This window comes from Rhodococcus sp. IEGM 1241, assembly GCF_033142365.1.
In the GTDB taxonomy this organism is placed as follows: Bacteria; Actinomycetota; Actinomycetes; order Mycobacteriales; family Mycobacteriaceae; genus Rhodococcus_F; species Rhodococcus_F erythropolis.
This window is the reverse complement of the sequence record NZ_JAWLSE010000003.1, coordinates 439,000-463,532: the sequence shown is the minus strand read 5'-3', so window position 1 is coordinate 463,532 and position 24,533 is coordinate 439,000. Positions and strand designations below refer to the sequence as shown.

Genomic DNA, 24,533 nt, shown 5'->3' with positions numbered 1-24,533 from the left:
TCCAGCTTCGGACGGAGATCGGCGCATGGCCATCCATCCAGTCGACCAGCGGCTCCCCATTGCCCGCCAGTCTGCTTTTGCTCTTCAGCACGTCCTCATCATGTACACCGGTTGCATCACGGTTCCGCTGGTATTCGGTGCCGCAGTCGGGTTGGACCGCAGCACGGTCGCGATGCTGATCAGTGCGGACTTGCTCGTTGCAGGCATCATCACGATCATTCAGAGCCTGGGCGTCGGCAAGGTTGCCGGTGTCCGCCTGCCGATCGTCTGCGGTGCGACGTTCGCCGGGCTGACGCCGATGATTCTGATCGCCAAGGAGTACGGCCTGCAGGCCGTGTACGGGTCCATGCTGGTCGGTGGCGTGGTCGGCATAGCGTTGGCCGTCCCGTTCGCCAAAATCGTCCGATACTTCCCACCCCTGGTCACCGGCGTCGTCCTTACAGTCATCGGCATCTCGTTGATCGGTGTCGCGGGAGGACTGATCGTCGGAAACGACCCGACCTCCCCGTCGTTCGCCGATCCGAAGAATCTGGCGCTGGCTGCCGCAGTCGTTGTGGTCGCGGTGGCGTTCATCTGCCTCGGTCGCGGGATGTGGACGCAACTCGGTGTACTGATGGCACTGGTGATCGGTACCGTGATCGCCATCCCGATGGGTCTGATCGATCTGAGTGGCGTCGGCGGCTCGGCCTGGGTGGGCTTCCCGATGCCGTTCCACTTCGGCGCTCCGGAGTTTCCCGTCACCGCCGTGGTGGCGATGAGTATCGTCATGGCAGTCGTCTTCGCAGAATCGACGGCGAGCATGCTGGCGGTCAGCGAGATCACCGGAAAGCCTTTGAAAAAAGCAGATCTCGCACGCGGGCTGGTGGCCGACGGCATGTCGGGAGTTCTGGGCGGAATCTTCAATGCCTTTGTCGACACCGTTTTCTCGCAGAATGTCGGCGCCGTTGCCACGACCCGGGTGTACAGCCGGTACGTGACCGCTACCAGCGGTGCCATTCTGATCGTTCTCGGCCTCATCCCGCGAATGGGTGAAGTGGTTGCAGCCCTGCCTGATCCGGTGGTCGGCGGCGTCGGAATCATCTTGTTCTCCACTGTCGCCGTGGTCGGAATCAACACACTGCGCAAGGTCGATCTCAGTGACCCGATCAACACCACGATCGCCGCCGTATCGGTGGGGATCGGTATTCTGCCGGAATTTGCGGAGGGGATGTTCGAGCGATTCCCCTCCTCGGCTCAGATCCTCCTCGGTAGCGGCATCACCTTGGCTGCGGCCTCTGCCTTTTCACTCAATCTGCTGTTCAATCACACCCGACTCGGTGAACTCGCGAGGCGATCGCGAGAGAGCCTTCCTGCCACTGCAAAATCTGAACCCGCCACCAGCTCTGCAGGAGACGCCAGTGTCACAGTCCCAGTCTGATCCCTTCGAAGTTCCCGTCATCGACATCTCGCCCTACGTGCTCGGTGGTGCCGACCAGGACAAGGCGCGAGTGGCCGCCGAAGTCGACCATGCCTGTCGGACTGTCGGTTTCATCCAGATTCGGGGCCACGGCATTCCGGTCGATGTTTCTTCCGGCCTCGCCGAAGCCATGGACGACTTCTTCGGACTGCCGATGGAGACGAAGTCGGGCTACCGAATCGAGGGCGCGAATCGTGGGTACAGCCCGCCCAAGAGCGAGTCGCTGAGCTTGAGCCTCGGCGTCGAATCCGCGACTCGGATGAATGACTTCTTCGAGGCCTTCAACGTCGGAACCGAAGCCAGATCATTCACCGAACTCGAACTGTCGGAGGATGATTACGGAATCAATCTGTGGCCCGCAGTGCCAGGTTTCACGGAACGAGTGGAGAATTACTATGCCCATGGCGAGCGGGTGGCACGCACACTGACCACCATTTTCGAAGATGCGCTCGGTCTGACCCCAGGATTCTTCGAGTCGATCACCGATCATTCCATCGACGTACTGCGGATGAACAACTACGCATTACCCGAAGGGACGGTGACATTGGACGGTGAGTTGAAGGGTATGGGCGAACATACCGATTTCGGGCTGGTCACCGTGCTGTGGGCGGATCAGGTCGAAGGTTTGCAAGTACTCGGGAGCGACCGACGCTGGCACGATGTCTGGCCGGTCGACGGCGCGCTACTGGTCAATCTCGGGGATCTCACCGCGCGACTGACCAACGACAGGTGGATGTCCACGCTGCACCGAGTTGCGCCTCCGGTGGTGAACGGCACCATCAAGCGTCGGCGATCGGCGGCCTTCTTCCACGACGGAAACGTCGACGCGGTGATTGCGACTCTGCCGAGTTTTCAGGACGACTCCGGCTTGGAGTACGAATCCATTACCGTTCGCGATCACATCAAGGCCAAATTGGCCGGGTCGAGGCAGGGAAAGTCCAACGCCGCCGCAGGTCGTGAGGCGGCTCGGGTACTTTCGGCTGCAGAGCTCGAGATCAAGCAGTGAGTGCACGGAACATCGTCCTCATCCACGGAGCGTGGGCCGGCGGTTGGGTCTGGGATCGTGTGTGTGGCCCACTGACATCGGCCGGCTTCAATCCCGTTGTGGTGGAGCTTCCAGGCTCGGGAAGTTGGAACCCCGACGACGTGATCGATCTCGACGTAGTTGCCGAACATGTTGTGGCAGTAGTCGAGTCCCTGGACGGGCAGTGCACCCTCGTCGGTCACTCCGGCGGAGGCATCGTGGCCTCACAGGTGGCTGAGTTACTGCCTTCGCGGGTAGCGGGTCTTGTGTACGTCGCGGGGATGATGCTTCCATCGCAGATGGACTTCGGGATGCTCTGCATCGAAGTCGGTCTGGCAAGTCCGGTCGGGATCTCACGTTGGTTGGTCCCCGTGGACGACGGGAATGCGACGGTGGTTCCGCCCGAAGCCGGTGCCGCTGTGTTCTTCCACGAAGCGCCAGTGGCTGATGCGATCTTCGCCGCGCGCATGCTCGTTCCACAACTGGAGTCGGCCCGCCTGATGGCACCCGTCTGGACGGAAGAACGATTCGGAACCGTCCCGCGTTTGTATGTCGAATGCACGCTCGATCGAACCGTGCCGATCGAAGCTCAGCGTGCCATGCAGAAACTTGTTCCCGGTGCCCAGGTGGTCAGCCTGGACACCGACCACGCCCCGCAGTTGTCGAGGCTCCCGGAGTTGATCGAAGCGATCGCCGATTTTGCCCAGAACGCGTTCAGCCGAACTCGACGCCTTGAGCCAGCGGCAACTGGTCCGAGTAGTTGACGGTATTGGTGGCTCGGCGCATGTAGGCCTTCCATGAATCCGAACCCGATTCGCGTCCGCCGCCCGTCTCCTTCTCGCCGCCGAATGCGCCGCCGATCTCCGCACCGGACGTTCCGATGTTCACGTTCGCGATGCCGCAATCGGAGCCGTCGGCGGCGAGGAAGCGCTCTGCTTCTCGCTGATCGAGTGTGAAGATCGAGGATGAAAGTCCTTGAGGTACACCGTTGTGCAGCGCAATAGCCTCGTCGAAGTCTGTGTAGGTCAAGACATAGAGGATGGGTGCAAATGTTTCCGCCCGTACCACCTCGGTCTGTGCGGGCATGCGAACGAGAGCAGGTGTCACGTAGAACCCGGATTCGCCGACGCGATCACCGCCACACACCACGGTTCCGCCGTCGCCGCGCGCGGCCGAGAGGGACTTCTGCATTGCCTCGTACGCGGCTTCGTTGATCAGCGGTCCGACCAGAACACCGGAATCGAAGGGACTACCGACCTGGAGTTGCGCGTACGCGGACGCAATGCGGTCGACGACGTTGTCGGCGATCGACTCGTGAACGATGAGTCGGCGCAGTGAGGTGCAGCGCTGCCCGGCAGTTCCCGCGGCGGAGAAGACAATTCCGCGCACGGCAAGCTCGAGATCCGCCGACGGCGTGACGACCGCGGCGTTGTTCCCACCCAACTCCAGAAGACTTCGTCCGAAGCGCGCGGCGACCCGCGGAGCCACGGCGCGGCCCATCCGCACGGAACCCGTGGCGCTGACCAAGGCCACGAGTGGGTTGTCCACCAGCGCCTCACCGACGTCACGTCCGCCGATGACCAACTGGTGCACGTCGATCGGTGCTTCACAATCCGCGAGCGCACGCCGCAGGAGCGCATGACATGCCAGAGCGGTCAACGGAGTGGTTTCCGAAGGCTTCCAGACGACGGAGTCGCCGCAGACCAGAGCAATGGCGGTATTCCACGACCACACCGCTACCGGAAAGTTGAACGCAGAGATGACCCCGACAACGCCGAGCGGGTGCCACGTTTCCGACAACCGGTGGCCGGGACGTTCGGACGGCATGGTGCGCCCGTAGAGCTGCCTGGAGAGACCGACCGCGAACTCGCAGATGTCGATCATCTCCTGTACCTCGCCTAGAGCTTCCGAGGTGACCTTGCCTGCCTCCAGCGTCACGATCTCCGCGAGATCCTCCTTGTGCTCGGTAAGTAGGCTGCCCAGCCGCCGCACCACCGCGCCGCGCGCCGGAGCGGGGACGGTGCGCCAGGTGAGGAACGCTCGATGAGCCGCCTCGACGGCGTCGTCGACCTCTCGGCCGGAGTGCTGCCGGACCGTACGCAGCTGTGTGCCGGTGATCGGCGTGTGTGCGCTCAGATCACCGGCGGGCCACTCGACGCCACAGGCAGCGAGGGCTCTCTCGGCGCGATCGGCGAGGCTCGAAGGATCAGGCAGGTTCACGGGGAGTCCTCTGTGTTTGAAGGCGGAAGTGTTTGAAGGCGGAAGTGTTTGTAGGCGGGAGTGGTTGTTGGCGGGAGAAAGCAGGGCACGTGATGCCTCTTGTTGTGCGCGGTACAGCTCGAACGGATCTTCGATGGTGCGGTCGATGGCGCCCTCCAATCGATCCTGCCCGTATTCGGCGCCGGGCGCATCGGAAACGAATCCGGTCACGGAATCGAGATTGGACGCGAAGATCCCGGCCGCGGATGCCGGTAGGAAGTCCTCGTAGACGATCGGGTCGCGGACGACAACAGTTCCTTCGTTTCGGTACGTGAAGTACGCCAACCCCGCGTCGTCGAGTCCGTCCTCGCTGTGCGGAAATTCGCTGTCCCAGTCGGCGTCCGCGGGCGTTGCGATCAGTCGGTCGTAGATTGCACGCCCGCTGCGGGTCAACGCGATTCCGCGTGCCTCGACCTCGCCGAATCTGACGCGGACAGGTTCTGTGGTGACCGATCCGTCCGGCCGGCGAAAACGTCTGTCTTCGGCGAGTGCGCGAAACGACGTCTGCCGCAGAAGCAGTGGCGGTCCATTCCATCTCGGCGGGCCTTGGATGCGGTCGATCATGGTGATGCCGCGCTCGGTCATTCGGCGGTACAACTCGTCGATGTCGAGCACTCGCGGGGTGAGGTGGTTGACATGTGTCGAGCCCTGGCCGGCGATGTCTGCGGCGACAGGTGAGATCGCGGCAAGTTCGCGATACCAACCGGCGTCGATGGGATCGGTGCCGAGCCGAAACGCCGAGGTCGCCGCTTCGACGAATTGTGTCGCCTCGGGCTCCGGTAGGCCGCACCCGCGGTTCGCTTGCCGTGCCCACTGCAGAAGTTCTGGAGAGAACAGGGTGCGGCGACGCAGGAACCCGGTGATCCGACGCTCGAGGTCGGTGTCGAAGAACCTGGAATCGGAGCCGGTCAGTACCGAAGTGAAAACACGGAACGGGTTCCGGGCGAGTTCGGCAGGTTCGGTGGGGCGAAACGCCGTCGAGACAACGGGAATGGGGGAGTCGGTGAGCCGGAGGTCGTAGTAGCCGACCGGAAACATACCGAATCCGCCGAAGACGGTGGCTACGTCACGTAGTTCGTCGAGAGTCCCCAGTCTGATGGCGCCGTGACGCTCGGCGCTGACTCTCGCCAGGCTGCCCAGGCGCTCCGCCGAATCCGGATGTTCGGCGGCAAAATCACGGTTCACCTGCATCGTTACATCTACCAAGGTGTTGTAAGCGGGGACCTCGTCGCCATACATCTTGGCGAGGGCCGCTGCGAACCGTGCACGTAGCTCCCAGGTTTCAACCATACGAATGTCCGATTGCGTTAGCCTGCGCAGGTGCGAGAAACAGAAACCAGTGACGCTGCCGGGGTTCCGGTCGACGAAACCGATCGACTTTTGATGCGTGAATTGGTCTTGGACGGCCGTGCCACTCTCGCGAGTCTTGCTGAGAAGGCCGGACTCTCGATCTCTGCAGTCCAGTCGAGAGTGCGTCGATTGGAGTCTCGCAAGGTGATCCGTGGCTACTCGGCGAAGATCGATCCGGAGGCACTCGGTCATAATCTGTCCGCATTTGTCGCCATCACTCCTCTCGATCCTTCGCAGCCCGACGATGCGCCTGCTCGCTTGCGTCATCTACCGGCCGTCGTCTCGTGTCACTCCGTGGCCGGGAGCGAAAGCTACGTCCTCCTGGTCCGGGTGGCGTCACCTCGCGCGTTGGAACGATTGCTGCAGGAGATCCGTACGGCAGCCAACGTCAACACGCGAAGCACCATCATCCTACAAACTTTTTACGACGAATGACGGGTGTTCCGTAACTTTTACGGCTTCCTATCGACACTTTCGTAAAATTGACATAATCTTCGCAGTATGAGTACTGCGATGCGAGACTTCGGTGACAGTGCGCTCTTTCCGGTCTACGAGGTGCTGAAGGCCAGCATTCTCGTGGACGGATTCGATCTGATTCTCGATGTGCAAAGGTCGCAAGGTTCGTATCTCCGCGACCTGCGAGACGGCACCGAGTTTCTGGACATGTTCGGTTTCTTCGGCTCTTCCGCCCTGGGGATGAATCACCCGGCGATTGCCGACGACGAGGAATTCCAGCAGGAATTGGCCGTTGTCGCCTCCAACAAGCCGAGTAATTCCGACATCTACACCGAGCCTATGGCGCGCTTCGTTGCGGCTTTCGCTCGGGTCCTGGGGGATTCGGAGCTCCCACACTTGTTCTTCGTGGACGGCGGGGCACTTGCGGTGGAAAATGCGCTCAAGGTTGCCTTCGACTGGAAGAGTCGGTTGAACGAAAGCCGTGGATTGTCAAGCGATCTGGGGGCGAAGGTCCTGCATTTGACCGAGGCCTTCCACGGTCGTAGCGGATACACGATGTCACTCACCAATACCGAACCGGGCAAGGTCGCGAGATTCCCCAAGTTCGACTGGCCCCGGATCGACTCGCCGTATCTCGCAGACGGTCGCGATGTCGAAGCTGCGGAGAGGCAAGCTCTCGAGCAAGCGCGCCGAGCGTTTTCCGACAACCCCGACGATATAGCCTGTTTCATCGCCGAGCCGATCCAAGGCGAAGGCGGTGACCATCACCTCAGGCCGGAATTCCTGCAGGCGATGCAAGAGCTGTGTCGTGAGAATGACGCCCTCTTCATTCTCGACGAGGTGCAAACGGGATGCGGAATCACCGGAACCGCTTGGGCCTATCAGCAATTGGGATTGCATCCGGATGTGGTTGCCTTCGGTAAGAAAACGCAGGTCTGCGGCATCATGGCCGGCGGTCGAGTGGATGAAGTGCGCGACAATGTGTTTCACGTCAGTTCCCGGATCAATTCGACGTGGGGTGGCAACCTCACCGACATGGTGCGCGCCCGGCGGATACTCGAAGTCATCGAGCAGGACCGACTGATCGACCGCGCGCGATTCACGGGTGCGCATCTCCTTGCCCGGTTGACCGAAGTCTGCGGGCGCTACGCGGCGGCGACCGAGCCGCGCGGTCGTGGTCTGATGTGCGCGATTACGTTGGCGGACAGTGACCTTCGTGATCGCGTCGTCCAGCGACTGCGAGAAGACGAGCATGTGATGATACTGCCAACCGGGAAGAGAGGAATCAGATTCCGTCCCGCGCTGACGGTGACCACCGGTGAGTTGGACGACGCGGTCGACGCAGTCGAGCGAGTGCTCGAGCGCGAAGTCTAGGCTCTGGCCTGGAGTTCGCTCCACACTCGATCCGGTGTCATCGGTGTGGAGTACATACGCACTCCACACGCGTTGGCTATCGCGTTTGCCAACGCCGGTGCTACCGGATTGAAGGGGGCCTCACTCATCGATTTTGCGCCGAAAGGCCCGAGTTTGTCGTACGTGTCGGCAAACAGTACTTCGGTGATCGGCAAATCTCCGATCTGTGGAACGTGGTAATTGCGTAGCTGAGGATTGATCACTCGGCCTTCTTCGATGACGATTTCCTCCGACAGCGCAGCGCCGAGGGCCTGTCCGACACCGCCTTCCACCTGCCCTCGCAGTTGTGCCGGGTTCATGACGGTGCCGGCATCGGCGGCCTGAACCGACTGCAGGATCTTCACCCGTCCGGTATCCGTGTCGACGGCAACGCGAAAACCGTGAACGTTGAACGAGACCGAGCGCGGTGTTCCGTCGTGGCGACCGTCAGCGGCGAGCGGGCCACCTTCGAGTAACGTCGCGAAATCGAGGCAACCGTGGGACGTTTCGACCCCGTCCGGCGAAAGATCGTCGATCTGCGCGCCGCGGCCGCTCAATCGCACCGCACGGGTCAGTATTCGCTCGCGAAGGCGCTCGCAGGCGATCAGGAGCGCCTTGCCGGCGACCACCGTTCCCGTCGACCCGAATGCTCCGGTGTCGTGTCCGCCGGCATCGGTGTCGGATTGAACAATCGTGATGCGATCGACTGTCGTCCGCAATTCGGTGGCCGCGATCTGTTGGTGAATCGTGGTGGTTCCGTTGCCGAACTCAGCGGTGCCGATGTTCACGACGTACCGACCGTCGGCCTCGAGTGCGACGGTGGTGTCGGAGAAGTGACCACGCGGCGGGATCGTCGCGATCATGGCAATTGCCATGCCCCGACCGATCTGCCAACGCGACCCTGCCGGTGCAGCCTCGCCGCGTCCGCTCGACAGTGCACTGTCGACGAGGTCGATGCACTGGTCCAGTCCGTAGCTGCCGAATTCGAGATCACCGTCCTCGACGTGCCAGTCGACAAAATCGTCTCCGGGTACGACGACGTTTCGCCGCCGAAACTCGAAGGGGTCCATGCCGAGACGATCAGCGAGCTGATCCATGGCCGACTCGACGGCGAAGATGATCTGGCCGAGCCCGTAACCACGGAAGGCGCCGGACGGAACGTTGTTCGTGTAGACCGCTTCGGCGTCGACGCGTTTGGTTGCAGCGCGATAGACCGCCATGGATTCGGCGCAACCGTGGAACATGACTCCGATCGAATGGTTCCCGTACGCCCCGGCGTCGGAAAGGACGTCGATGGCCAGTGCAGTGAGAGTTCCGTCGGCATCGGCGCCGGCGCGAACCGAAACTCGCATCGGGTGCCGTGACGGTGCGATGGTGAACTGATCGCTGCGGCTGAACTCGTAAGCGACGGGCCTACCCGTTCGCAGGACGGCGAGTGCGACCAGATCTTCGGTGAGTAGTTCCTGCTTCCCGCCGAAGCCTCCACCTACCCGCTTGGCGAACACCCGGATTCGGCTGCGATCGAGATCGAAGATGTGCGCCAATTCGTCCCGAACCAGAAACGGCACCTGTGTGCTGCTTCTGATGACGAGACGGCCGTCCTCGTCGAGCCACCCCACTGCGCCGTGAGTTTCCAAGGCCACGTGCTGGACTCGCGCAGTTTTCCACGTACCTTCGACGACTGCAGTGGCATCCGCGAGCGCACGGTCCAGATCGCCGACACCATCGTGAAGCGCGGCAACCACGTTGCGAGGGACTTCTGCGATCCGCGAGCTCTCGTCTTTGTCGCCGTGCAGGAGCGGAGCGCCGGGGGAACGCGCCAGATCTGGTTCGAATACCGCGTCGAGTACCTCGTAGTCGACTTCGATCAGCGAGAGTGCACGTTCCGCCTGCGTCGGGGTTTCGGCGATGACCGCGGCGACGCGCTGGCCGCGGAAACGGACGGTCCTGTCGAACACCCGCGTGTCGTCCGGATCGTCGTTGCGGTCCTCGTGCCGGGCGGTCGAGAACAGCACGTCCGGACTGTCCTGAAAGGTGAGGACCGCGGCGACGCCCGGCGCCGCTTCCGCTGCTGCCGTGTCTATCCGGGTTATGTGTGCGTGTGCGTGCGGACTGCCGAGTACTGCGACGTGAAGCAGGCCGATCGGCTTCTCACCCGGGGAGAAGTCCATGGTGTACTGCTCGGTCCCCGTGACGATGCGTGCGGACGCCGGGGCTGCGATGGAACGCCCTTGTGCCCCGCCTGTTTTGGCGGTCTCGGTATTGGATGTACCCGCGAGGGCGTCACGAATGGACCGATAACCGGTGCAACGGCACAGGTTACCTTTCATCGAGCACGCGAGATCGGATTTTTGTTCGACCGACAGCGCTGATGCGGTGACTACCATTCCCGCTGTACAGAAACCACATTGGAATCCACCGGCGTCCACGAATGCCTGTTGAATGGGGTGAAGTTTCTCCGGTGTTCCGAGGCCGGCGGCGGTGACGACGTCGCGGCCGCCGAGGCGGTGGGCGGGAAATATGCACGAATGGGTGGGGTGTCCGTCGACCAGAACCGAGCAGGCGCCGCAGTCTCCGGCATCGCACCCCTTCTTGACGGAGTTCGCTCCGTGCTCGCGGAGGAAGGTTCGCAGGCACTGTCCTGGGCGGGGCTGGTCGTCGCGGGGAACTCCGTCCACCGAGTACTTCATTCCAGTTCACCTCGGATTTCTTCGGCGAGAAGGTCAGTCATCGCCTTCCGCCACGGCGCAGTTCCATGGACATCGGTGAAGTAGGCGTCTTCCGGAATCCTGCTGTGCAACGCATCCGCAAGCGCAGCGGCGTCGGGGAGTTCGTCGAATTTCAGAGCGTACGGACGGCGGGTCGCGGCGGTGATCGCCAGTGTGAAACCGTCGGCACCGCAGCGTCCGGCAACGGCTACGGCCGATCGCCCGAGTGACGTCTGTGCCAGCTTTCGCATCGCGGTACGTGCGGTCAGTGCATGCACGGGAATCCGGATACTGCGGATGATCTCGCCGGGGCCGAGCACGTTGCGAGAATCGTCGATGACGAAATCGACTACGGGGACTGAGTATTCGGTGCCGTCCGGACGCCAGATCGTCAGTTCGGCATCGAGAGCGGTGCACAGAGTCGTCATCGCTCCGGCCGGGAAGGAGAGCGCGATGTTGCCGCCGACGGTCGCGTATCGCAACACCTTCCACGATGCGAGCAGTGCGTCAGCGCAGTGTTGGAACAGCGCTGCGGCGGACCATGAGGTGGGAAGATCGGCGCGGCACAGTTCCTCGATGGTGCAGGTGGCCGCGATTTCGAGACCGAGATCGCCGACCGCGACAGCTTTCCAGTCGAAGCCCGCAAGGTCGACAAGAGTGGTCAGGTGCGGCTGCGGTTCCGAGTACAGCCAGGTGCCGCCGCCGATGAACCCGATACCGGGTGAGGCACAGGGGAGCTCGGCGCGGGTCCGCGGCACCAGAACTTCGTCGACGCTGTGCAGATCCATCGCTGCCTCAAGCCTTTCCGAGTAGGTCGCGTTGTGCGCGTGCGACATCCGAGGCCACGACGTCCTCGTCGACGGTGGTGACTCGTCCGTCGGCAACTACGATTCGCCCGTTGACGAGTAGTAACTTCAGCGGGGGCGTCGAGCCGAGTACGAGCGCCGCCACCGGATCGGTGATGCCGGCATGCGCGACGGTGTCGAGTTTCCACACCGCCAGGTCGGCAAGTTTTCCGACCTCGATCGATCCGATTTCGCCCTCGCGGCCCAGAACTCGTGCGCCGCCGATCGTTCCCAATTCCAAGGCTTTTCGCACCGTCATCGTCTGCGGTCCGCCCTTGGCGCGAGCAAACAGAAGCGCATGACGAGACTCCTCGATCAGACTGCATGCTTCGTTGCTCGCCGCGCCGTCCACACCGAGCCCCACGGTGACCCCGCCCTTCACCAGATCGGCGGCACGGGCGATACCGGCCCCCAGTCGCGCATTGGAGGTCGGACAGTGTGCCGCGGCAGTTCCGGTTCGCGCCATCGTCTCGATACCGGCGTCGTCGAGATGGACTGCGTGGGCGTACCAGACGTCCGGACCCACCCAGCCGACGCGTTCCATGTATTCGACCGGCGTGCAACCGAAAAGCTCTCGGCAGAAGCTTTCCTCGTCCAGGGTCTCGGCGAGATGCGTGTGCATTCGCACGCCGTTTTCGCGGGCCAGCGTCGCGGACTCTCGGAGCAGTGACTCCGTCACCGAGAAGGGTGAGCAGGGAGCTACCGCGATCTGCAGCATCGACCCCGCATTCGGATCGTGCCAGCGGTCGATCACCGACTGCGTGCCGGTCAGGATGTCGTCGAGTCTTTCCACGACGTGATCCGGTGGCAGTCCGCCGGAACTCTGACCGAGGTCCATCGACCCACGACACGGGTGGAATCGAAGGCCAACCTGCGCAGCGGCGGTGATCTCGGCTTCGAAAACGTCGCCGGCGTCACGGGGAACGACGTAGTGGTGGTCGGTGGTGGTCGTACATCCGGTTTTTGCCAACCAGGTGAGTCCGCCGGTGGCCGCCACGTGGACGGCGTCGGCGTCGATACCCGCCCAGACGGGGTACAGCGTGGTCAGCCACTCGAAGAGCGTCGAGTCTGCTGCCAGGCCACGGGTGATCCATTGGTAGAGATGATGATGTGTGTTCACCAGACCGGGCGTGATCAGGCAACCGTTGCCGTCGATCACGTGCGCATTGGGGTACACGGGAGCCTTTCCGGCCCCCACGTCGACAATCTTGTTGCCCGAGATCACGACGTAGCCGTCGGGGTGCTCGGAACGCTCGCTGTCCATCGTGACCACATGGGCATTGACGACGACGAGAGTGGTCCCGAGGGCCGGGTCGGTCACGACAACCAGCCTGAATAGGGTGTCCACGACGGCCCCGCGTCTGGTGCGTCGGATCGGCTGACCGCAGCTTGGATCAACCCGTACGGACGATCGGCGGCGTGGAACACCTCGTTGTCGTTCTCGACTCCGAAGCGGCCGAGTGCATATTCGAAATGATGCTTGTTGGGTGCCGACAGTCGAACCTCGGCAATGATCGGAAACTCTTCGAGAATTGCCTTGCCGATGTGGAAGAGCGTCTGCTGCAAGGCAAGTGAATGCACCTGCGCGAACTGTTTGACGATTTGTGCCTTGATACCCACGTAGACCGATTCCCAGTCGACGTCGGTGGTGACGAATCGCCACTGGGCGACCAACGTCGTCGCCATGACGCGGTCGTCTGTCGGCTCGAGGATCGTGTACGGATCTTCGAGGAAACCCGAGAACTCACTACCGGTCGATTTGAGGATCACCAGGTCCTTCAAACCGCCGATCACCCACGTCCCGGCATCGGCTGTCCCAGTATCGGAGATTGTGATCGACGCCGTCCGAACTTCCTGACCCTTCCGAATCCAGGTGTAGTCGTGCTCGCTGCCGTCGACAATCGCACGCTCCCAAGCGTATTCCTCGATCTCGATCCGCGCGCCACTGACCGGTTCGATGTCGTCGACGAAATGACGGGCGAGTTCGAGTCCGTACGTCTCGATCGAGATCAGACCCTTTTCCTTGGCGTAGGAATAGGCCGTTTGTTTCTGCGTGTCGGTCGGCAGAACCTTCGACTGATCGCCGGTGAGGTACGCGTCGGCGAAATCTCCACGCAGGCAGGTGGAGACGTTGATGTCGTGGATCTCGTGACGAGGAGTGTCGCGGTAGATTCGGACTACCCTGTTCTCAGCTTTGCCGTACTGGTGACCGGTAAGTTCGATGGATCCGCTCAACCGGTCGGTGCTTGTAACACCGGTCGTGATGTTGCCGGTCGTGATGTTTTCGGTAGTCACGTGTTCAGCTCCCGCGATAGGTGGAATAAGCAAAGGGCGACAGCAACAGTGGGACGTGATAGCCCCGCGCCGTGTCGTCCACCCGGAAGGTCACTGTCACTTCCGGGTAGAAGTTCTCTTGTCCGTTGGTCTCGAAATACGTTCCCGTGTCGAAAGTCAGGGTGTAGTGACCGGTGACCAGACCACCGGGAGCAAGTTCGGGGATGCGGCCGTCGGAGTCGGTCTCGGCACTGGTGATCGTGACGCCGTCTCGATCACGAAGTTCGACGCGAATCCCCGCCGCGGGAATGCCCGTCGTCGCGTCGAGAACGTGCGTGCTCAGGGTCTTGCTCATGCTGCGCCTCCGGCGAGTGAATCGATCAGACGGGCAAGCCTGATTCGATTGATGGCGGCCAATTCGGTTCGAAGCACGGAACGCTCGGTCGCCGGGTCGTTTCGGAGACGGCCTCGAAGGATGTCGAGGAGCTCCGTTCCAGATTTCCCCGACGCGCAGACCAGGTAAACATGGCCGAATGTCTCTTCGTACTCGGCGTTCTTCTGTCGAAGTTCCGCGAGGACGTCTTCTGTCGCGGACGAGACTCCCGACTGTTCACGGGTCGAGACCGCGCTTTCGCTTCGCTCACCGATTCGTGGGTGGCCGGACAGAGCGTCGTCGATCTCGGACTCGGGAAGCTCGGCCAGCACCGCATCTGCTTTGTCGAACAGAGCTTCCAGATCGGTGAACGGGCGAGACGAGGCGATTTCCTGTGCCCACACGGCGGAATGGCAACACTCGAGCAGCGCCGCGACTGCCTGGTGGTCACCGAGCGCATCGAAGGCTCCGAGACCACTGGAATTCGTTGTAGGCATGTCCACAGGATTACTTGAGCATGTTACGGATCTGTAGCGCAGCAATTACGGGAGATGATGTGTCTCGATCTTATTTCTCCGGCCGCCCTTTTCCGGTGACAGATACATTCTTAGGTATGACCGATACTCCGAAGCTGTCTTCCGTCGTACCGTCCCTGGCGAACCTCCGAGACATCGGTGGCCCCGAATCGAGCTTCGGTGGCACCGTCCGCACCGGGAGTGTGTTTCGTTCCACCGATCTGGCATCGCTCAGTGCGGAGGGCGCACAGACCCTCGCCGATCTGGGCATCGTCACGATCTACGATCTGCGCACCGAGTCCGAACGCGAGACGGCGCCGGATCTGACGCCGGACGGAATCCGAGAACTCGGCCTGGACGTATTGGCGGACAAGCAGTATCGCGCCATTCCGGCTCAGATGCAGCAGATGATCGCCGACCCGGCGTTTGCTGCCGAAGCGTTGGGTAGCGGCCAGGCGCTCGAGTACTTTCAGGGAAGTTACCGCGATTTCGTGACCTTGCCGAGTGCGGTCGCGTCGTACCGGCAACTGTTCGTCGACTTGGCGCAGCCGCCCAGCTCGCCGGCACTCATTCACTGCACCACGGGCAAGGACCGCACGGGCTGGGCCGCAGCCGCGCTACTGCTGTTCCTGGGTGCCTCCGAGGACGCGGTCTTCGCGGACTACCTCGAAACCAACAAGGTTCTGTTGCCGATGTTCGCGCCGCTCCTCGAGCGATTCGAGGCCAAGGGTATCGATCCGACCCTGCTCGAAGGCGTCCTCGGTGTCAGGCGCGAGTACCTGGAGGCGTCGATGGCAGAGCTTGCGCAGGTCCACGGATCGATCGAGGCCTACTTCACCGACGGCCTGAAGATCGACGCGTCGACCCAGGAACAATTGCGGAGCAACCTGCTCAGCTGATCAGGACCTGCTCGGCTCGTCGTCGCGGGCCGTTCGACGCCGCATCACGAGGCTGACGATACCGATGCCGATGGCGATGCCGAGCAGGTCGGCGGTGCCGTCCCAGATCGAACCGGAACGCGAAATGGGCAGCGCTGCTTGAAGAACCTCGGACGTCGCAGCAAAAATCACGAGCCAGACCGCGGTGATCCACGCCGGGATCCGGGCGTGCAACGAGGTGATCGCCAGCACCGCGAACATCAACGTGTGAGTGATCTTGTCGGTGTTCTCCGGGCTCGACGGGACGGTGGAGCCCGGGGAGAAGAGCATGATCAGGGCAATGACCACGGCGATCGCCAGCGGCCAGTATCGGTTGTTCTTCAATTCGTCTGCCCCTCGACGACGACGAGTCCGAGTGCACCTTCGGCGAACCTGGTGACGGCGTCGGCGGCTGTCGTGAGCGCCTCGGTGTGCCCGTCGCGGGCCCAGCCGGTCAGCAGGGCGGTGGAGTCGAGAGGCGTCAGAACGACCTCGGCGAGAAGCTCACCGGTGTTGGGCTGGCACACGGCCCAGGAGTAGACGCTGTTTTCGTGCCACTGAGCGCTCCGCTGACTCACGTAATCGGGGTCGGTGATACCGCCGTCGGCAAGGGCAGGGCGGTCGTCCACACGCTCGTCTGCGCGCAGTGCTCGCAGATACCATCCGCCTGCGTTGATCTCGATCGGCTCCATCAGTCGGAGTCCCGCTCGCGGCGACGCTTGGCTTTGCGTTCCCTGTCGGTACCGAACAGCAGTGCACCGGCGAGGGGAATCGCGAGGAACCACAACCAGGTACCGGTGACGAAGAACAGGATCACCGCGAGAATCGGGATGACGGCCATGACGCGACCGGACCAGTCGGGGTTGAATCGTCGCTCCGCCGGTGCGGCGGGAGGTGTCACCATCGACAGGGGAGCGGTGCCTGGAGCTTGATAGTTGCCCGGTAGATCGGCGAACACCGGAACGAGTTCACTGCGAGTTGTTGCGGCACTGACGATTCCGCTTCTCTCGTCGAACTCCGTGACGGTGAGGCGGCCTGCGGCGAAGTGCTCGCTCAGGAGATCGAGTGCCTGCTCGCGTTCTGCAGTGCCGATGCGAATGTCGGGGACGTCAGCCATCGTTACAGCCTACTCAAACGACTGTGCGCCTTTCCGGTAGTGGGGACTACCGGAAAGGCGCACGGGGCCGGAGGCCTTACTTCAGTTCTGCGAGAACCGTTCCCTGCGTGATTGCTGCACCCGGCTCGACGGACAGTCCGGTGACGACACCGGCCTTGTGCGCGTTGACGGGGTTTTCCATCTTCATGGCTTCGAGAACCGCGATCAGGTCACCTTCTGCGACTTCCTGGCCTTCGGTCACTGCGACCTTGACGACGGTGCCCTGCATCGGAGCGGTGACGGCGTCACCGGATGCTGCGCCGCCGCCGGCGCCGCCGCGCTTGCGTGCCTTCGGCTTCTTGCGGATGGCACCGGATGCTGCGCCGCCGCCGTTGCCGAGCGAGAACTGGCCCGGGAGGGAAACCTCGACGCGACGTCCACCGACCTCGACGACGACGTTCTGACGCGGCAGAGCCTCGTCCTCGTCGTCGACCGGTGCACCGGAACCGGCGTACGGCTCGATGGTGTTTTCCCAGTCGGTTTCGATCCACTTGGTGTAGATGTCGAACTTCTCGCCGTCACCGACGAACGCCGGGTTCTCGACGATGTGGCGGTGGAACGGGAGGACGGTCGCGAGGCCGTCGATCTCGAACTCGGCCAGAGCGCGCGATGCCCGCTGGAGGGCTTCTTCGCGGGTGGCGCCGGTGACGATGAGCTTGGCGAGCATGGAGTCGAACTGTCCGCCGATGACGTCGCCGGCGACGACACCGGAATCGACGCGGACGCCGGGGCCCGTGGGCTCACGGTAGACGGAGACCGGGCCGGGGGCGGGCATGAAGCCGCGGCCGGCGTCTTCACCGTTGATGCGGAACTCGAAGGAGTGTCCACGCGGGGTGGGATCTTCCTTGATGGAGAGTTCTTCGCCGTTGGCGATGAGGAACTGCTGACGCACCAGGTCGATGCCCGCGGTCTCTTCCGTGACGGGGTGCTCGACCTGCAGGCGGGTGTTGACCTCGAGGAAGGAGATGGTGTCGCCCTGAACCAGGTACTCGACCGTTCCGGCGCCGTAGTAGCCGGCTTCCTTGCAGATGGCCTTGGCGGACGCGTGGATGCGTGCGCGCTGGTCGTCCGTCAGGAACGGAGCCGGAGCCTCTTCGACGAGCTTCTGGAAGCGACGCTGCAGTGAGCAGTCGCGGGTACCGGCGACGACGACGTTGCCGTGCTGGTCGGCGATGACCTGAGCCTCGACGTGGCGGGCCTTGTCCAGGTACTGCTCGACGAAGCACTCGCCGCGACCGAAGGCTGCGATGGCCTCACGGGTGGCCGACTCGAACAGCTCGGGGATTTCCTCGATGGTCTGGGCGACCTTCATGCCGCGTCCACCGCCGCCGAAGGCAGCCTTGATCGCAACCGGTACGCCGTATTCCTTGGCGAATGCGACGACCTCGTCTGCGCCCTTGACGGGGTCCTTGGTGCCGGCAGCCATCGGGGCCTTCGCGCGTTCTGCGATGTGGCGTGCCGTGACCTTGTCGCCGAGGTCGCGGATGGACTGCGGTGACGGACCGATCCAGATGAGGTTCGCGTCGATGACGGCCTGGGCGAAGTCGGCGTTCTCGGAGAGGAAGCCGTAGCCGGGGTGGATGGCGTCGGCGCCGGACTTCTTGGCTGCATCGAGGATCTTGTCGAACACGAGGTAGGACTCGGCGGACGTCTGTCCGCCGAGGGCAAATGCCTCGTCTGCGAGCTTCACGAACTGCGCTTCTGCGTCGGGCTCGGCGTAAACGGCAACGCTGCCGTAGCCGGCATCCTTGGCCGCCCGGATGACCCGTACCGCGATTTCACCGCGGTTCGCGACAAGCACCTTCGTAATGTGCGCGCTGGCATGACTGGGCACTGAGCCTCCTGTGGTTCGCATAGTCTGTCTCCGCGGTGTATTCCTCTGGGATTTCACCATCGGGGGATTGGCATCACTTCGGAGTGTATGCATCGCTTCGGCGCTGGCTGTAACCGGATCGCTAAAGCCCACTCCGGCTTAGGAAACGGTTTCGAAAACTACCGATGAGTAGCTGCCGGAGGTGCCGGTGTCCGGTTCGGCGACGATTTCTTCGACGGTCCGGCGCAGTGCGGCCACGTAGGCGTGAACCGCGGCGTTCGCCGTCTCATTGCCTGGATACCTGACTGCGAGATTGAGGCCTTGGGGTGTGCGGTTGATCCAGATGTATACGTCGTGCGTGTATGCCTTGCTTCGAAGTGCTCTGGCGTTCCATTCGGGCCACTGTGCGGCCTCGGGTACAAAGCGAACGTCCATGTAGGACACCACGAATCGCGGTCGAATCGGGGTTTCGAGGTGCTCACCGATCCGATCGAACGGGACCGCGGCGGCAGGCTTGACCGAAGCGATCGATTCGGCGGCGCGTGTCGCGAGGTCGCCGAACGAACAGTCCGATCCAACGGCGAACTCGACCGGGCACAGTCCGACGAACCAGCCGAGCGCACCCGCCCACTCCTGAGCGCTGCGGGTGTGAACCGGCGTCACGACCTCGAATTGATCGGATCCCGCGACTTCGCGACCTACGGCCGCAAGTCCGCCGAGTAGTCCGGCGAAATAACCCACGCCGGCGGCTGCACACGTCGAACTGAAGGCCTTGGACTGCTCGGCGTCGAGCAGCCAGGTCGACAGGCCGTTCTGAGAATCGGTTCCGCGTTCACCGATCGGTAGCGGGAACTGGGGTAACCCGTCCGTTCCGAGAGCCTTACGCCAGATCTCCACCGCAGCCTTCTCGGCTTCCATGTCGGCCATCTGCTCGCGTTCGACGGCACCGAAATCGACGTAGCTGCCCACCGGGAACAGATTTGCAGCGCTGCCGGTCGAGGCCTCGCGGTACAGCGCTGCAATCTCGTGAGCGACCAGCACGATCGAGAAACCGTCGATGATCGAGTGGTCCGCCGCGAAGAACACGGTGAACGGACCGTCGCCACCGCGGGGCGTCAACGTCGCGAAGACGTACGACGGCCAACTGTGCGGGGACGCGTAATCGTCGAACAGGCGGTGAAGGTGGTCGAAGTTGTCCTGGCTGGACGCGTCGTAGCCGTGGCTGACGACCCCGATGTCGATTCCGCCGATCGGGACGGTGTGCCGGGTGATCTCGCCACTCGAGGGCTCGAGGACGGTATGCGAGCGCAGAACTTCATGACGGTCGATCCAGCGGCCGAGGGCGACTCGGAACGCATCGACATCGAGCGGGCCGGAAATCTCGAAAGCTGTTCCCAGCCAAGACTTGTCGCCCGCGCCTGCAGCGGAACGGTTGAGATGTGCCTCGTGAATGTAGGAGACGGGCCGCGGATCCGGAACCCAAGGCCCGGTTGCGCACGGCAACCATTCGACGAGTGCGCCGGCCGGAATCGCATAGTCGGCCAGTTCGGTGAACTCCATGTTTTCAGCCCCGCAAGTGCCGCTTGATGCGCGCGAGCATGGCCGACATTCCGCGCAGACGGAGCGGGCTCACAGCTTCTGCGAGACCGAGCGCCGAATAGAAGTCGTCGGGTACACCGAGGATCTCGTCCGCGCTGTGACCGTCGAGCCCCTGCGCGAGGATCGATGCGAAACCACGCGTCGTGGGAGCCTCGGGGGGCGCGCTGAAGTACAGACGGACGTTGTCGCGATCCGAATCGTCGACCGAGAGGAACAGCGGCGACTGACATTCGGGGACCGGCTCCATCGCGCTCTGCTCGAGCTCCGCCGGCAACGGCGGTAGCTCTCGGCTGAACTCGAGAAGAAGGGTGAGCTTGTCCGAGGCGCCGACGGCTGCGAAGTCGTCGACGATCTCGGCCAGAGCCGAAGGAAGAGTGCTCATGACGCCGATACGGAGGAAGGAACTGCGCCGGGCTCTTCGCCCTGGACGATCGGGACGCGCACTGCATTGCCCCACTCTGTCCAGGAACCGTCGTAGTTACGAACGTTCGGGTAGCCGAGAAGATGGGTCAACACGAACCAGGTGTGGCTGGAACGCTCACCGATGCGGCAGTACGCGACGATGTTGTCGTCGGCCGACAGACCGCTGTAGATCTCGCCGAGTTCGGTGCGGGTGCGGAAGCGGCTGTCCGGTGCCGCTGCCTTCGCCCACGGGATGCTGAGAGCGCTGGGAATGTGTCCACCGCGCAACGCACCCTCTTCGGGGTAGTCGGGCATGTGGGTGCGCTCGCCGGTGTACTCCTGCGGAGATCGCACGTCGATGAGCGGCCCGTCGCCCAAGTGTGCAAGTACGTCGTCCTTGAATGCGCGGATGGGAGCGTCGTTGCGCTTGACGACCGGGTAATCCGTTGACGTGATGTCGGGAACGTCGAATGCGGTGTCACGGTTCTCGGCGATCCACGCATCGCGGCCACCGTCGAGAAGACGGACGTCCTCGTGGCCGAACAGAGTGAAGACCCAGAGTGCGTAGGCGGCCCACCAGTTGCTCTTGTCGCCGTAGATGACGACGGTGTCGTCGCGGCTGATGCCCTTGCGGTTCATCAACTCTGCGAACTTCGCACCGTCGATGTAATCGCGGGTGACCGGATCGTTGAGGTCGAGATGCCAGTCGATCTTCACTGCGCCGGGAATGTGGCCGACGTCGTACAACAACACGTCTTCATCGGATTCGACGACCTTGAGGCCCGGCGTACCGAGATTCGCCGAGAGCCATTCCGTCGAGACCAACCGGTCGGGATGCGCGAACTCGGCAAACGCGGTTGAGGGATCGGGGGCAACGGGCACGGGCGTACTCCTGAAGACGAATCGTTCGGTTCGAACACGGACTTGATCGATTCTATGCGCTGCGCGCAAGGGGAGACGCCCGGAAGCGGGTTCTGCCTGCTCGTACCCGTTGCCGACCCTAAATCCTCGGTGTTCCTGCCCCGACGCTCGAATCTCTCAATTGTTCGGTGACACTTCCGATCGGCGTCACGCCCCGGGCGCAGACTTCCCTCAGAATCCGGTCGAGATCGGTGAGGAAATTCACCATGGTTTCGTTTGCCGTGTCGGTGTCCGGGAAGCGCGAACGCAGCGAGAGACCACGGTTCGTTCGCGAAATCCAGAACTGGGCATCGTCGGCGACCGTCACATTGCTGATGTGATGAGCGTTGAGGAGATCATGATCGTCGGTGCCGGGTAGTTTGCGGTAATCGATGTACGACACCATGAAGACGTCGGTGCGCGTGCGTCGAATCTTGTCGCCCAAAGCATCTCGAACCTGGGCCATGGTGACGCCCTCGAGCGTCAACGCAACTCGGAACGACGCGTGCGTATGTGCAAGGGATGCACCGAAATCCGCATCGGGAGTGATCTGGACCGTGATCGGCGCGCTCGTGGTGAGCCAGCCGATGGCGTCGGCCCAGCGTGGATCTTTGCGGATGTGCAGCGGGAATTGCAGTGGAAGCGTCGCCTGTCCGGTGAACGAGTGGACGGAAAGTCCCATCGCAGTGAGGATTCCGGTGAACACGCTACCGCCGGCGGATAGGCAGATCTCGTCGAACTTCGCGGTCAGTTCCTCGTCGAGCAGCACGCGCACATCGGCGCCCTGAGGCGCGGGCTTTCCTGCCTCGACGCCGAGATCCAAGGGGAAACTCGGCGATGTGCCACCACAAATCTCGTAGAACCTTGCCCACTCTCGGATTCGAGGGTCGTTGTCGACGGGAAGCAGGGCGTCGGCCTCCAGTTCGCAGTACCGCACGAAACTTCCCGGGTCACCCAGTCGGCTCATCACTGCGTCGACGGCCTCGTGGTCGGTCAGTTCGGGTATGGCGATCAGTCCCTCGTAGATCTGTCGCAGTTCCCCGAGGGCGATGACCAGCGAGTAGCCGTCGACGAGGGTGTGATCGAAGGCGCTCAGGACCGTGTAGTGCTCTTCGCGTTCGACCGTGGCAAACGTGTAGGCGGGGAAGGTCAGTGGATCGCATACCGTCGTGAATCGCTTCTTGAGGTGCGCTCGGAGGTCTTCGGTCGAATCGAACTTCACAGGTTCCGAAGTCTCGATGTGTGTGCCGTCGGGATCGAGTCCCATTCGGGTGGTGGTGAACTCGCCCACCTCGAATCCTGTGTGCAGAGTGTCATGGCGACTGATGAACAGGCGCAGCGCGAGATCGAGTGCGGGCCGATTCAGTTCTCCGGGAAGGTCGAATGCGGCTGCCATCCACACACTCCGGCCCATGCCGTGTGTTCGCGCAGTCTCGAGATGGAAATGCTGGTTGTACGACGGTGGTACTTCCGACTCGGTGACGGCGCCGTCCGCGGGCTGGAGCGACCATTCGGTGACGATTCCGGGCTCGAGTCCGTATCGATCGATCGAGGTGACATGCATCAGGACGCTCCCTCTGGTGCCGAGAACGAGTAGTCGCCCTGAGCTGCAACAGTTTTGATGATCTTGGAGACGTGCTCGGCGAAGCGGGTGGCCGATTCGTGGGCAATGGGGGTGTCAGGGTGGGACACGGCGATCCAGGTACCGGTGTGCATCCGGTTGATCCACATCGACGCGATCTGCGTCTCTTTGCCGCCGACGATTCCCGTTGCCTTCGTCTCGGCGTAACTGTATGGATCCGGCATGCGGCGGCCGTCGATGTACGAGACGATCGGCGGCGGGGTGAGCGTCTTCGACAATCCGCCGGGTGCGGAATCCGACTCGGCCAAGCTCGACAGAACCAGGTCGATGACTTGCTGCACAGAGACATCGAGGAGTGCCTTGCCGTCGTGGTACCCCTGCTGCCCGAGCTTTGCCAACTCGGTGAAGCGTCGCTTGTCGTCGACGTCGATGCCGACCGGGATCAGGTTGATGTACCAGCCCTGTGCAAACGAGTCGGCCTCGGTTCGTGTGCTGACCGGCGAGAGGGCGATGTACTTGTCGCGTCCGGCCAGTTCGAATTCCGCAATCGCGAGGGCGGTGAATATTCCACCGATGAAGTTGGCGCCGTTGGCTTTACAGACCGCACCGAACTTCTCGCACTCGATGTCATCGGCCAGGTCGAAGCGTGAACCGATAGCCGGTTTGGGCGCGTCTTCCGCCCCGAGCGGGAGCGGAAATCCGGGGAACGAGCCGCCGCTGCGCATGAGGTAACCGAGCCACTGGTGCACTTCGGGTGACTGCATCGTCAGTTCGGTTGTTCGCTCGCGTTCGACGCGACCGAACTGTGCGTAACTTCCCGCGGGGCCCAGTTCGGGATGTGACCCGGTCGTTTCCGCGGCGTAGAGCTGACGCAATTCCGCGTACATCAGCACCATCGAGTTCATGTCCGAATGGGCGTGGTCGACTGCATGGAACAGGGTGAAGCTCGGATCGGCTTCGAGGTCGGCATGGTGGTGCTCGACGGCACCGAACACGAAGGCCGGCCACTGAAGGGCACTGGTTTCCGTTGCGAACTTGGTTGCGACGAGTGCGCGGATCGCCTCGGATTCGGAGACGTCGTCGCCGACGCGGTACGCGAGTTCGATGCTCTCGACCGGCACCACGTGTCGACGGACCTCGAACGCGGTGTCCGCAGCGTCGGTGGTTGCTTCGTCGAAGGAGAACCAACTGTGGAGCGTGTCGTGGCGACGGACGTAGCGCTGCAGGGCTCGCGTCATGGCGTCGCGGTCGAGTGTTCCTGCGAAATCGAAGGCGATACCGATCCACGGAGACTGCGGATCGCCCTTCTCTGCGGTGACGCGGGCGCGTCGCAGGTGGCGATCCTGCATCGTGGTCGGGGGTAGTTCTCGGTCGATCTCGGCTTCGGCGGCTCGTTGAGCGGAAGCATGCGTGACGCCCCATTCGATTACCCGTCCAGGAAGCGGGTGCCAATGGGTGATCAAGTTCAGATCCATCGAGTAGAACTCCTGCGTGTGTCGTCGAGAAGCCTGC

At 62.7% G+C, this 24,533-nt stretch carries 22 protein-coding genes; 6 read left to right on the top strand and 16 right to left on the bottom strand.

Translation table 11 applies throughout. From position 1 onward, the window contains the following. The first annotated feature begins 25 nt into the window (after window positions 1–25). The 3 genes from R4P70_RS17155 to R4P70_RS17145 are packed head-to-tail and all read left to right on the top strand — an operon-like array spanning window position 26 to window position 3,244. Window positions 26–1,417 (top strand): uracil-xanthine permease family protein, encoded by a 1,392-nt coding sequence (locus R4P70_RS17155; protein WP_020969183.1) that lies wholly within the window; start codon window positions 26–28, stop codon window positions 1,415–1,417. Continuing rightward, window positions 1,398–2,462: an isopenicillin N synthase family dioxygenase gene (locus tag R4P70_RS17150; RefSeq protein ID WP_029255022.1), complete on the top strand. Its 1,065-nt coding sequence runs from the start codon at window positions 1,398–1,400 to the stop codon at window positions 2,460–2,462. Before R4P70_RS17155 ends, R4P70_RS17150 begins: the two co-directional genes overlap by 20 nt. Next, complete coding sequence (locus tag R4P70_RS17145) at window positions 2,459–3,244, top strand: alpha/beta fold hydrolase (protein WP_317831022.1); 786 nt, start codon at window positions 2,459–2,461, stop codon at window positions 3,242–3,244. Before R4P70_RS17150 ends, R4P70_RS17145 begins: the two co-directional genes overlap by 4 nt. On the opposite strand, the gene R4P70_RS32720 is transcribed toward R4P70_RS17145, so the two are convergent. Next, window positions 3,195–6,029 (bottom strand): aldehyde dehydrogenase family protein, encoded by a 2,835-nt coding sequence (locus R4P70_RS32720; protein WP_411742473.1) that lies wholly within the window; start codon window positions 6,027–6,029, stop codon window positions 3,195–3,197. The genes R4P70_RS17145 and R4P70_RS32720 overlap by 50 nt on opposite strands. 30 nt (window positions 6,030–6,059) lie before the next feature. Between R4P70_RS32720 and R4P70_RS17130 the strand changes: the two genes are divergently transcribed. Together R4P70_RS17130 and lat are read left to right on the top strand one after the other, a co-directional pair. Beyond that, on the top strand, window positions 6,060–6,524 hold the full coding sequence (locus tag R4P70_RS17130) for an Lrp/AsnC family transcriptional regulator (RefSeq protein WP_019747732.1): 465 nt from the start codon (window positions 6,060–6,062) through the stop codon (window positions 6,522–6,524). A 66-nt stretch (window positions 6,525–6,590) separates the two neighbouring features. Beyond that, window positions 6,591–7,919, top strand: coding sequence for an L-lysine 6-transaminase (lat, locus tag R4P70_RS17125; protein WP_317831021.1), 1,329 nt, complete (start codon window positions 6,591–6,593; stop codon window positions 7,917–7,919). Here lat and R4P70_RS17120 read toward each other — a convergent pair. The 6 genes from R4P70_RS17120 to uraD form a co-directional block, all read right to left on the bottom strand. After that, window positions 7,916–10,627 carry a molybdopterin-dependent oxidoreductase gene (locus tag R4P70_RS17120; RefSeq protein ID WP_317831020.1) on the bottom strand — a complete coding sequence of 904 codons (2,712 nt, stop codon included), beginning with the start codon at window positions 10,625–10,627 and terminating at the stop codon, window positions 7,916–7,918. The two genes, lat and R4P70_RS17120, sit on opposite strands and share 4 nt — an antisense overlap. After that, a complete protein-coding gene (locus R4P70_RS17115; RefSeq protein WP_029537912.1) occupies window positions 10,624–11,433 on the bottom strand; it encodes an FAD binding domain-containing protein in 810 nt (269 codons plus the stop codon). The genes R4P70_RS17120 and R4P70_RS17115 overlap by 4 nt, the downstream gene beginning before the upstream one ends. 7 nt (window positions 11,434–11,440) lie before the next feature. Further along, the gene (locus R4P70_RS17110) at window positions 11,441–12,754 is read right to left on the bottom strand and encodes an 8-oxoguanine deaminase (RefSeq protein WP_317831074.1); all 1,314 of its coding nucleotides are present in this window, start codon (window positions 12,752–12,754) and stop codon (window positions 11,441–11,443) included. A 53-nt stretch (window positions 12,755–12,807) separates the two neighbouring features. Beyond that, a complete protein-coding gene (gene pucL, locus R4P70_RS17105) occupies window positions 12,808–13,725 on the bottom strand; it encodes a factor-independent urate hydroxylase (RefSeq protein WP_024487453.1) in 918 nt (305 codons plus the stop codon). A gap of 64 nt (window positions 13,726–13,789) precedes the next feature. Further along, window positions 13,790–14,119, bottom strand: a complete 330-nt coding sequence (gene uraH / locus R4P70_RS17100; protein WP_020907070.1) for a hydroxyisourate hydrolase — start codon at window positions 14,117–14,119, stop codon at window positions 13,790–13,792. Next, window positions 14,116–14,634, bottom strand: a complete 519-nt coding sequence (gene uraD / locus R4P70_RS17095) for a 2-oxo-4-hydroxy-4-carboxy-5-ureidoimidazoline decarboxylase (RefSeq protein ID WP_317831019.1) — start codon at window positions 14,632–14,634, stop codon at window positions 14,116–14,118. The genes uraH and uraD overlap by 4 nt, the downstream gene beginning before the upstream one ends. 116 nt (window positions 14,635–14,750) lie before the next feature. On the opposite strand from uraD, the gene R4P70_RS17090 reads away from it, so the two are divergent. Then, window positions 14,751–15,551, top strand: a complete 801-nt coding sequence (locus R4P70_RS17090; RefSeq protein ID WP_041814841.1) for a tyrosine-protein phosphatase — start codon at window positions 14,751–14,753, stop codon at window positions 15,549–15,551. Here the strand turns inward: R4P70_RS17090 and R4P70_RS17085 are convergent, their stop codons facing one another. The 9 genes from R4P70_RS17085 to R4P70_RS17045 all read right to left on the bottom strand — a co-directional run bounded on the left by R4P70_RS17085 (window position 15,552) and on the right by R4P70_RS17045 (window position 24,496). After that, the gene (locus R4P70_RS17085; protein ID WP_019747741.1) at window positions 15,552–15,914 is read right to left on the bottom strand and encodes a VanZ family protein; all 363 of its coding nucleotides are present in this window, start codon (window positions 15,912–15,914) and stop codon (window positions 15,552–15,554) included. Continuing rightward, window positions 15,911–16,261, bottom strand: coding sequence for a hypothetical protein (locus R4P70_RS17080; protein WP_003940792.1), 351 nt, complete (start codon window positions 16,259–16,261; stop codon window positions 15,911–15,913). The genes R4P70_RS17085 and R4P70_RS17080 overlap by 4 nt, the downstream gene beginning before the upstream one ends. Then, entirely contained in the window at window positions 16,261–16,686 is a 426-nt protein-coding gene (locus tag R4P70_RS17075) for a DUF1707 domain-containing protein (protein ID WP_020907074.1), read from the bottom strand. The genes R4P70_RS17080 and R4P70_RS17075 overlap by 1 nt, the downstream gene beginning before the upstream one ends. A 76-nt stretch (window positions 16,687–16,762) precedes the next feature. After that, the gene (locus R4P70_RS17070; protein WP_019747743.1) at window positions 16,763–18,559 is read right to left on the bottom strand and encodes an acetyl/propionyl/methylcrotonyl-CoA carboxylase subunit alpha; all 1,797 of its coding nucleotides are present in this window, start codon (window positions 18,557–18,559) and stop codon (window positions 16,763–16,765) included. A 138-nt stretch (window positions 18,560–18,697) separates the two neighbouring features. Beyond that, window positions 18,698–20,098, bottom strand: a complete 1,401-nt coding sequence (locus R4P70_RS17065) for a condensation domain-containing protein (RefSeq protein ID WP_020969197.1) — start codon at window positions 20,096–20,098, stop codon at window positions 18,698–18,700. Between the two features lie 4 nt (window positions 20,099–20,102). Then, window positions 20,103–20,519, bottom strand: coding sequence for a SufE family protein (locus R4P70_RS17060; protein WP_019747745.1), 417 nt, complete (start codon window positions 20,517–20,519; stop codon window positions 20,103–20,105). Next, window positions 20,516–21,421, bottom strand: coding sequence for a sulfurtransferase (locus tag R4P70_RS17055; protein ID WP_243617112.1), 906 nt, complete (start codon window positions 21,419–21,421; stop codon window positions 20,516–20,518). The genes R4P70_RS17060 and R4P70_RS17055 overlap by 4 nt, the downstream gene beginning before the upstream one ends. 118 nt (window positions 21,422–21,539) lie before the next feature. Continuing rightward, complete coding sequence (locus R4P70_RS17050; protein WP_020969198.1) at window positions 21,540–23,003, bottom strand: condensation domain-containing protein; 1,464 nt, start codon at window positions 23,001–23,003, stop codon at window positions 21,540–21,542. Continuing rightward, window positions 23,003–24,496 (bottom strand): condensation domain-containing protein, encoded by a 1,494-nt coding sequence (locus R4P70_RS17045; RefSeq protein WP_019747748.1) that lies wholly within the window; start codon window positions 24,494–24,496, stop codon window positions 23,003–23,005. The genes R4P70_RS17050 and R4P70_RS17045 overlap by 1 nt, the downstream gene beginning before the upstream one ends. Window positions 24,497–24,533 lie beyond the last annotated feature (37 nt).

Coding starts and splice junctions, on each gene's coding strand:
- uraD (WP_317831019.1), bottom strand. CDS start 14,634: ATGCCTACAACGAATTCCAGTGGTCTCGGAGCCTTCGATGCGCTCGGT.
- R4P70_RS17090 (WP_041814841.1), top strand. CDS start 14,751: ATGACCGATACTCCGAAGCTGTCTTCCGTCGTACCGTCCCTGGCGAAC.
- R4P70_RS17065 (WP_020969197.1), bottom strand. CDS start 20,098: ATGGAGTTCACCGAACTGGCCGACTATGCGATTCCGGCCGGCGCACTC.
- R4P70_RS17115 (WP_029537912.1), bottom strand. CDS start 11,433: ATGGATCTGCACAGCGTCGACGAAGTTCTGGTGCCGCGGACCCGCGCC.
- R4P70_RS17110 (WP_317831074.1), bottom strand. CDS start 12,754: ATGGACAGCGAGCGTTCCGAGCACCCCGACGGCTACGTCGTGATCTCG.
- R4P70_RS17155 (WP_020969183.1), top strand. CDS start 26: ATGGCCATCCATCCAGTCGACCAGCGGCTCCCCATTGCCCGCCAGTCT.
- R4P70_RS17075 (WP_020907074.1), bottom strand. CDS start 16,686: ATGGCTGACGTCCCCGACATTCGCATCGGCACTGCAGAACGCGAGCAG.
- uraH (WP_020907070.1), bottom strand. CDS start 14,119: ATGAGCAAGACCCTGAGCACGCACGTTCTCGACGCGACGACGGGCATT.
- R4P70_RS17050 (WP_020969198.1), bottom strand. CDS start 23,003: ATGCATGTCACCTCGATCGATCGATACGGACTCGAGCCCGGAATCGTC.
- R4P70_RS17045 (WP_019747748.1), bottom strand. CDS start 24,496: ATGGATCTGAACTTGATCACCCATTGGCACCCGCTTCCTGGACGGGTA.
- R4P70_RS17060 (WP_019747745.1), bottom strand. CDS start 20,519: ATGAGCACTCTTCCTTCGGCTCTGGCCGAGATCGTCGACGACTTCGCA.
- lat (WP_317831021.1), top strand. CDS start 6,591: ATGAGTACTGCGATGCGAGACTTCGGTGACAGTGCGCTCTTTCCGGTC.
- R4P70_RS32720 (WP_411742473.1), bottom strand. CDS start 6,029: ATGGTTGAAACCTGGGAGCTACGTGCACGGTTCGCAGCGGCCCTCGCC.
- R4P70_RS17120 (WP_317831020.1), bottom strand. CDS start 10,627: ATGAAGTACTCGGTGGACGGAGTTCCCCGCGACGACCAGCCCCGCCCA.
- R4P70_RS17080 (WP_003940792.1), bottom strand. CDS start 16,261: ATGGAGCCGATCGAGATCAACGCAGGCGGATGGTATCTGCGAGCACTG.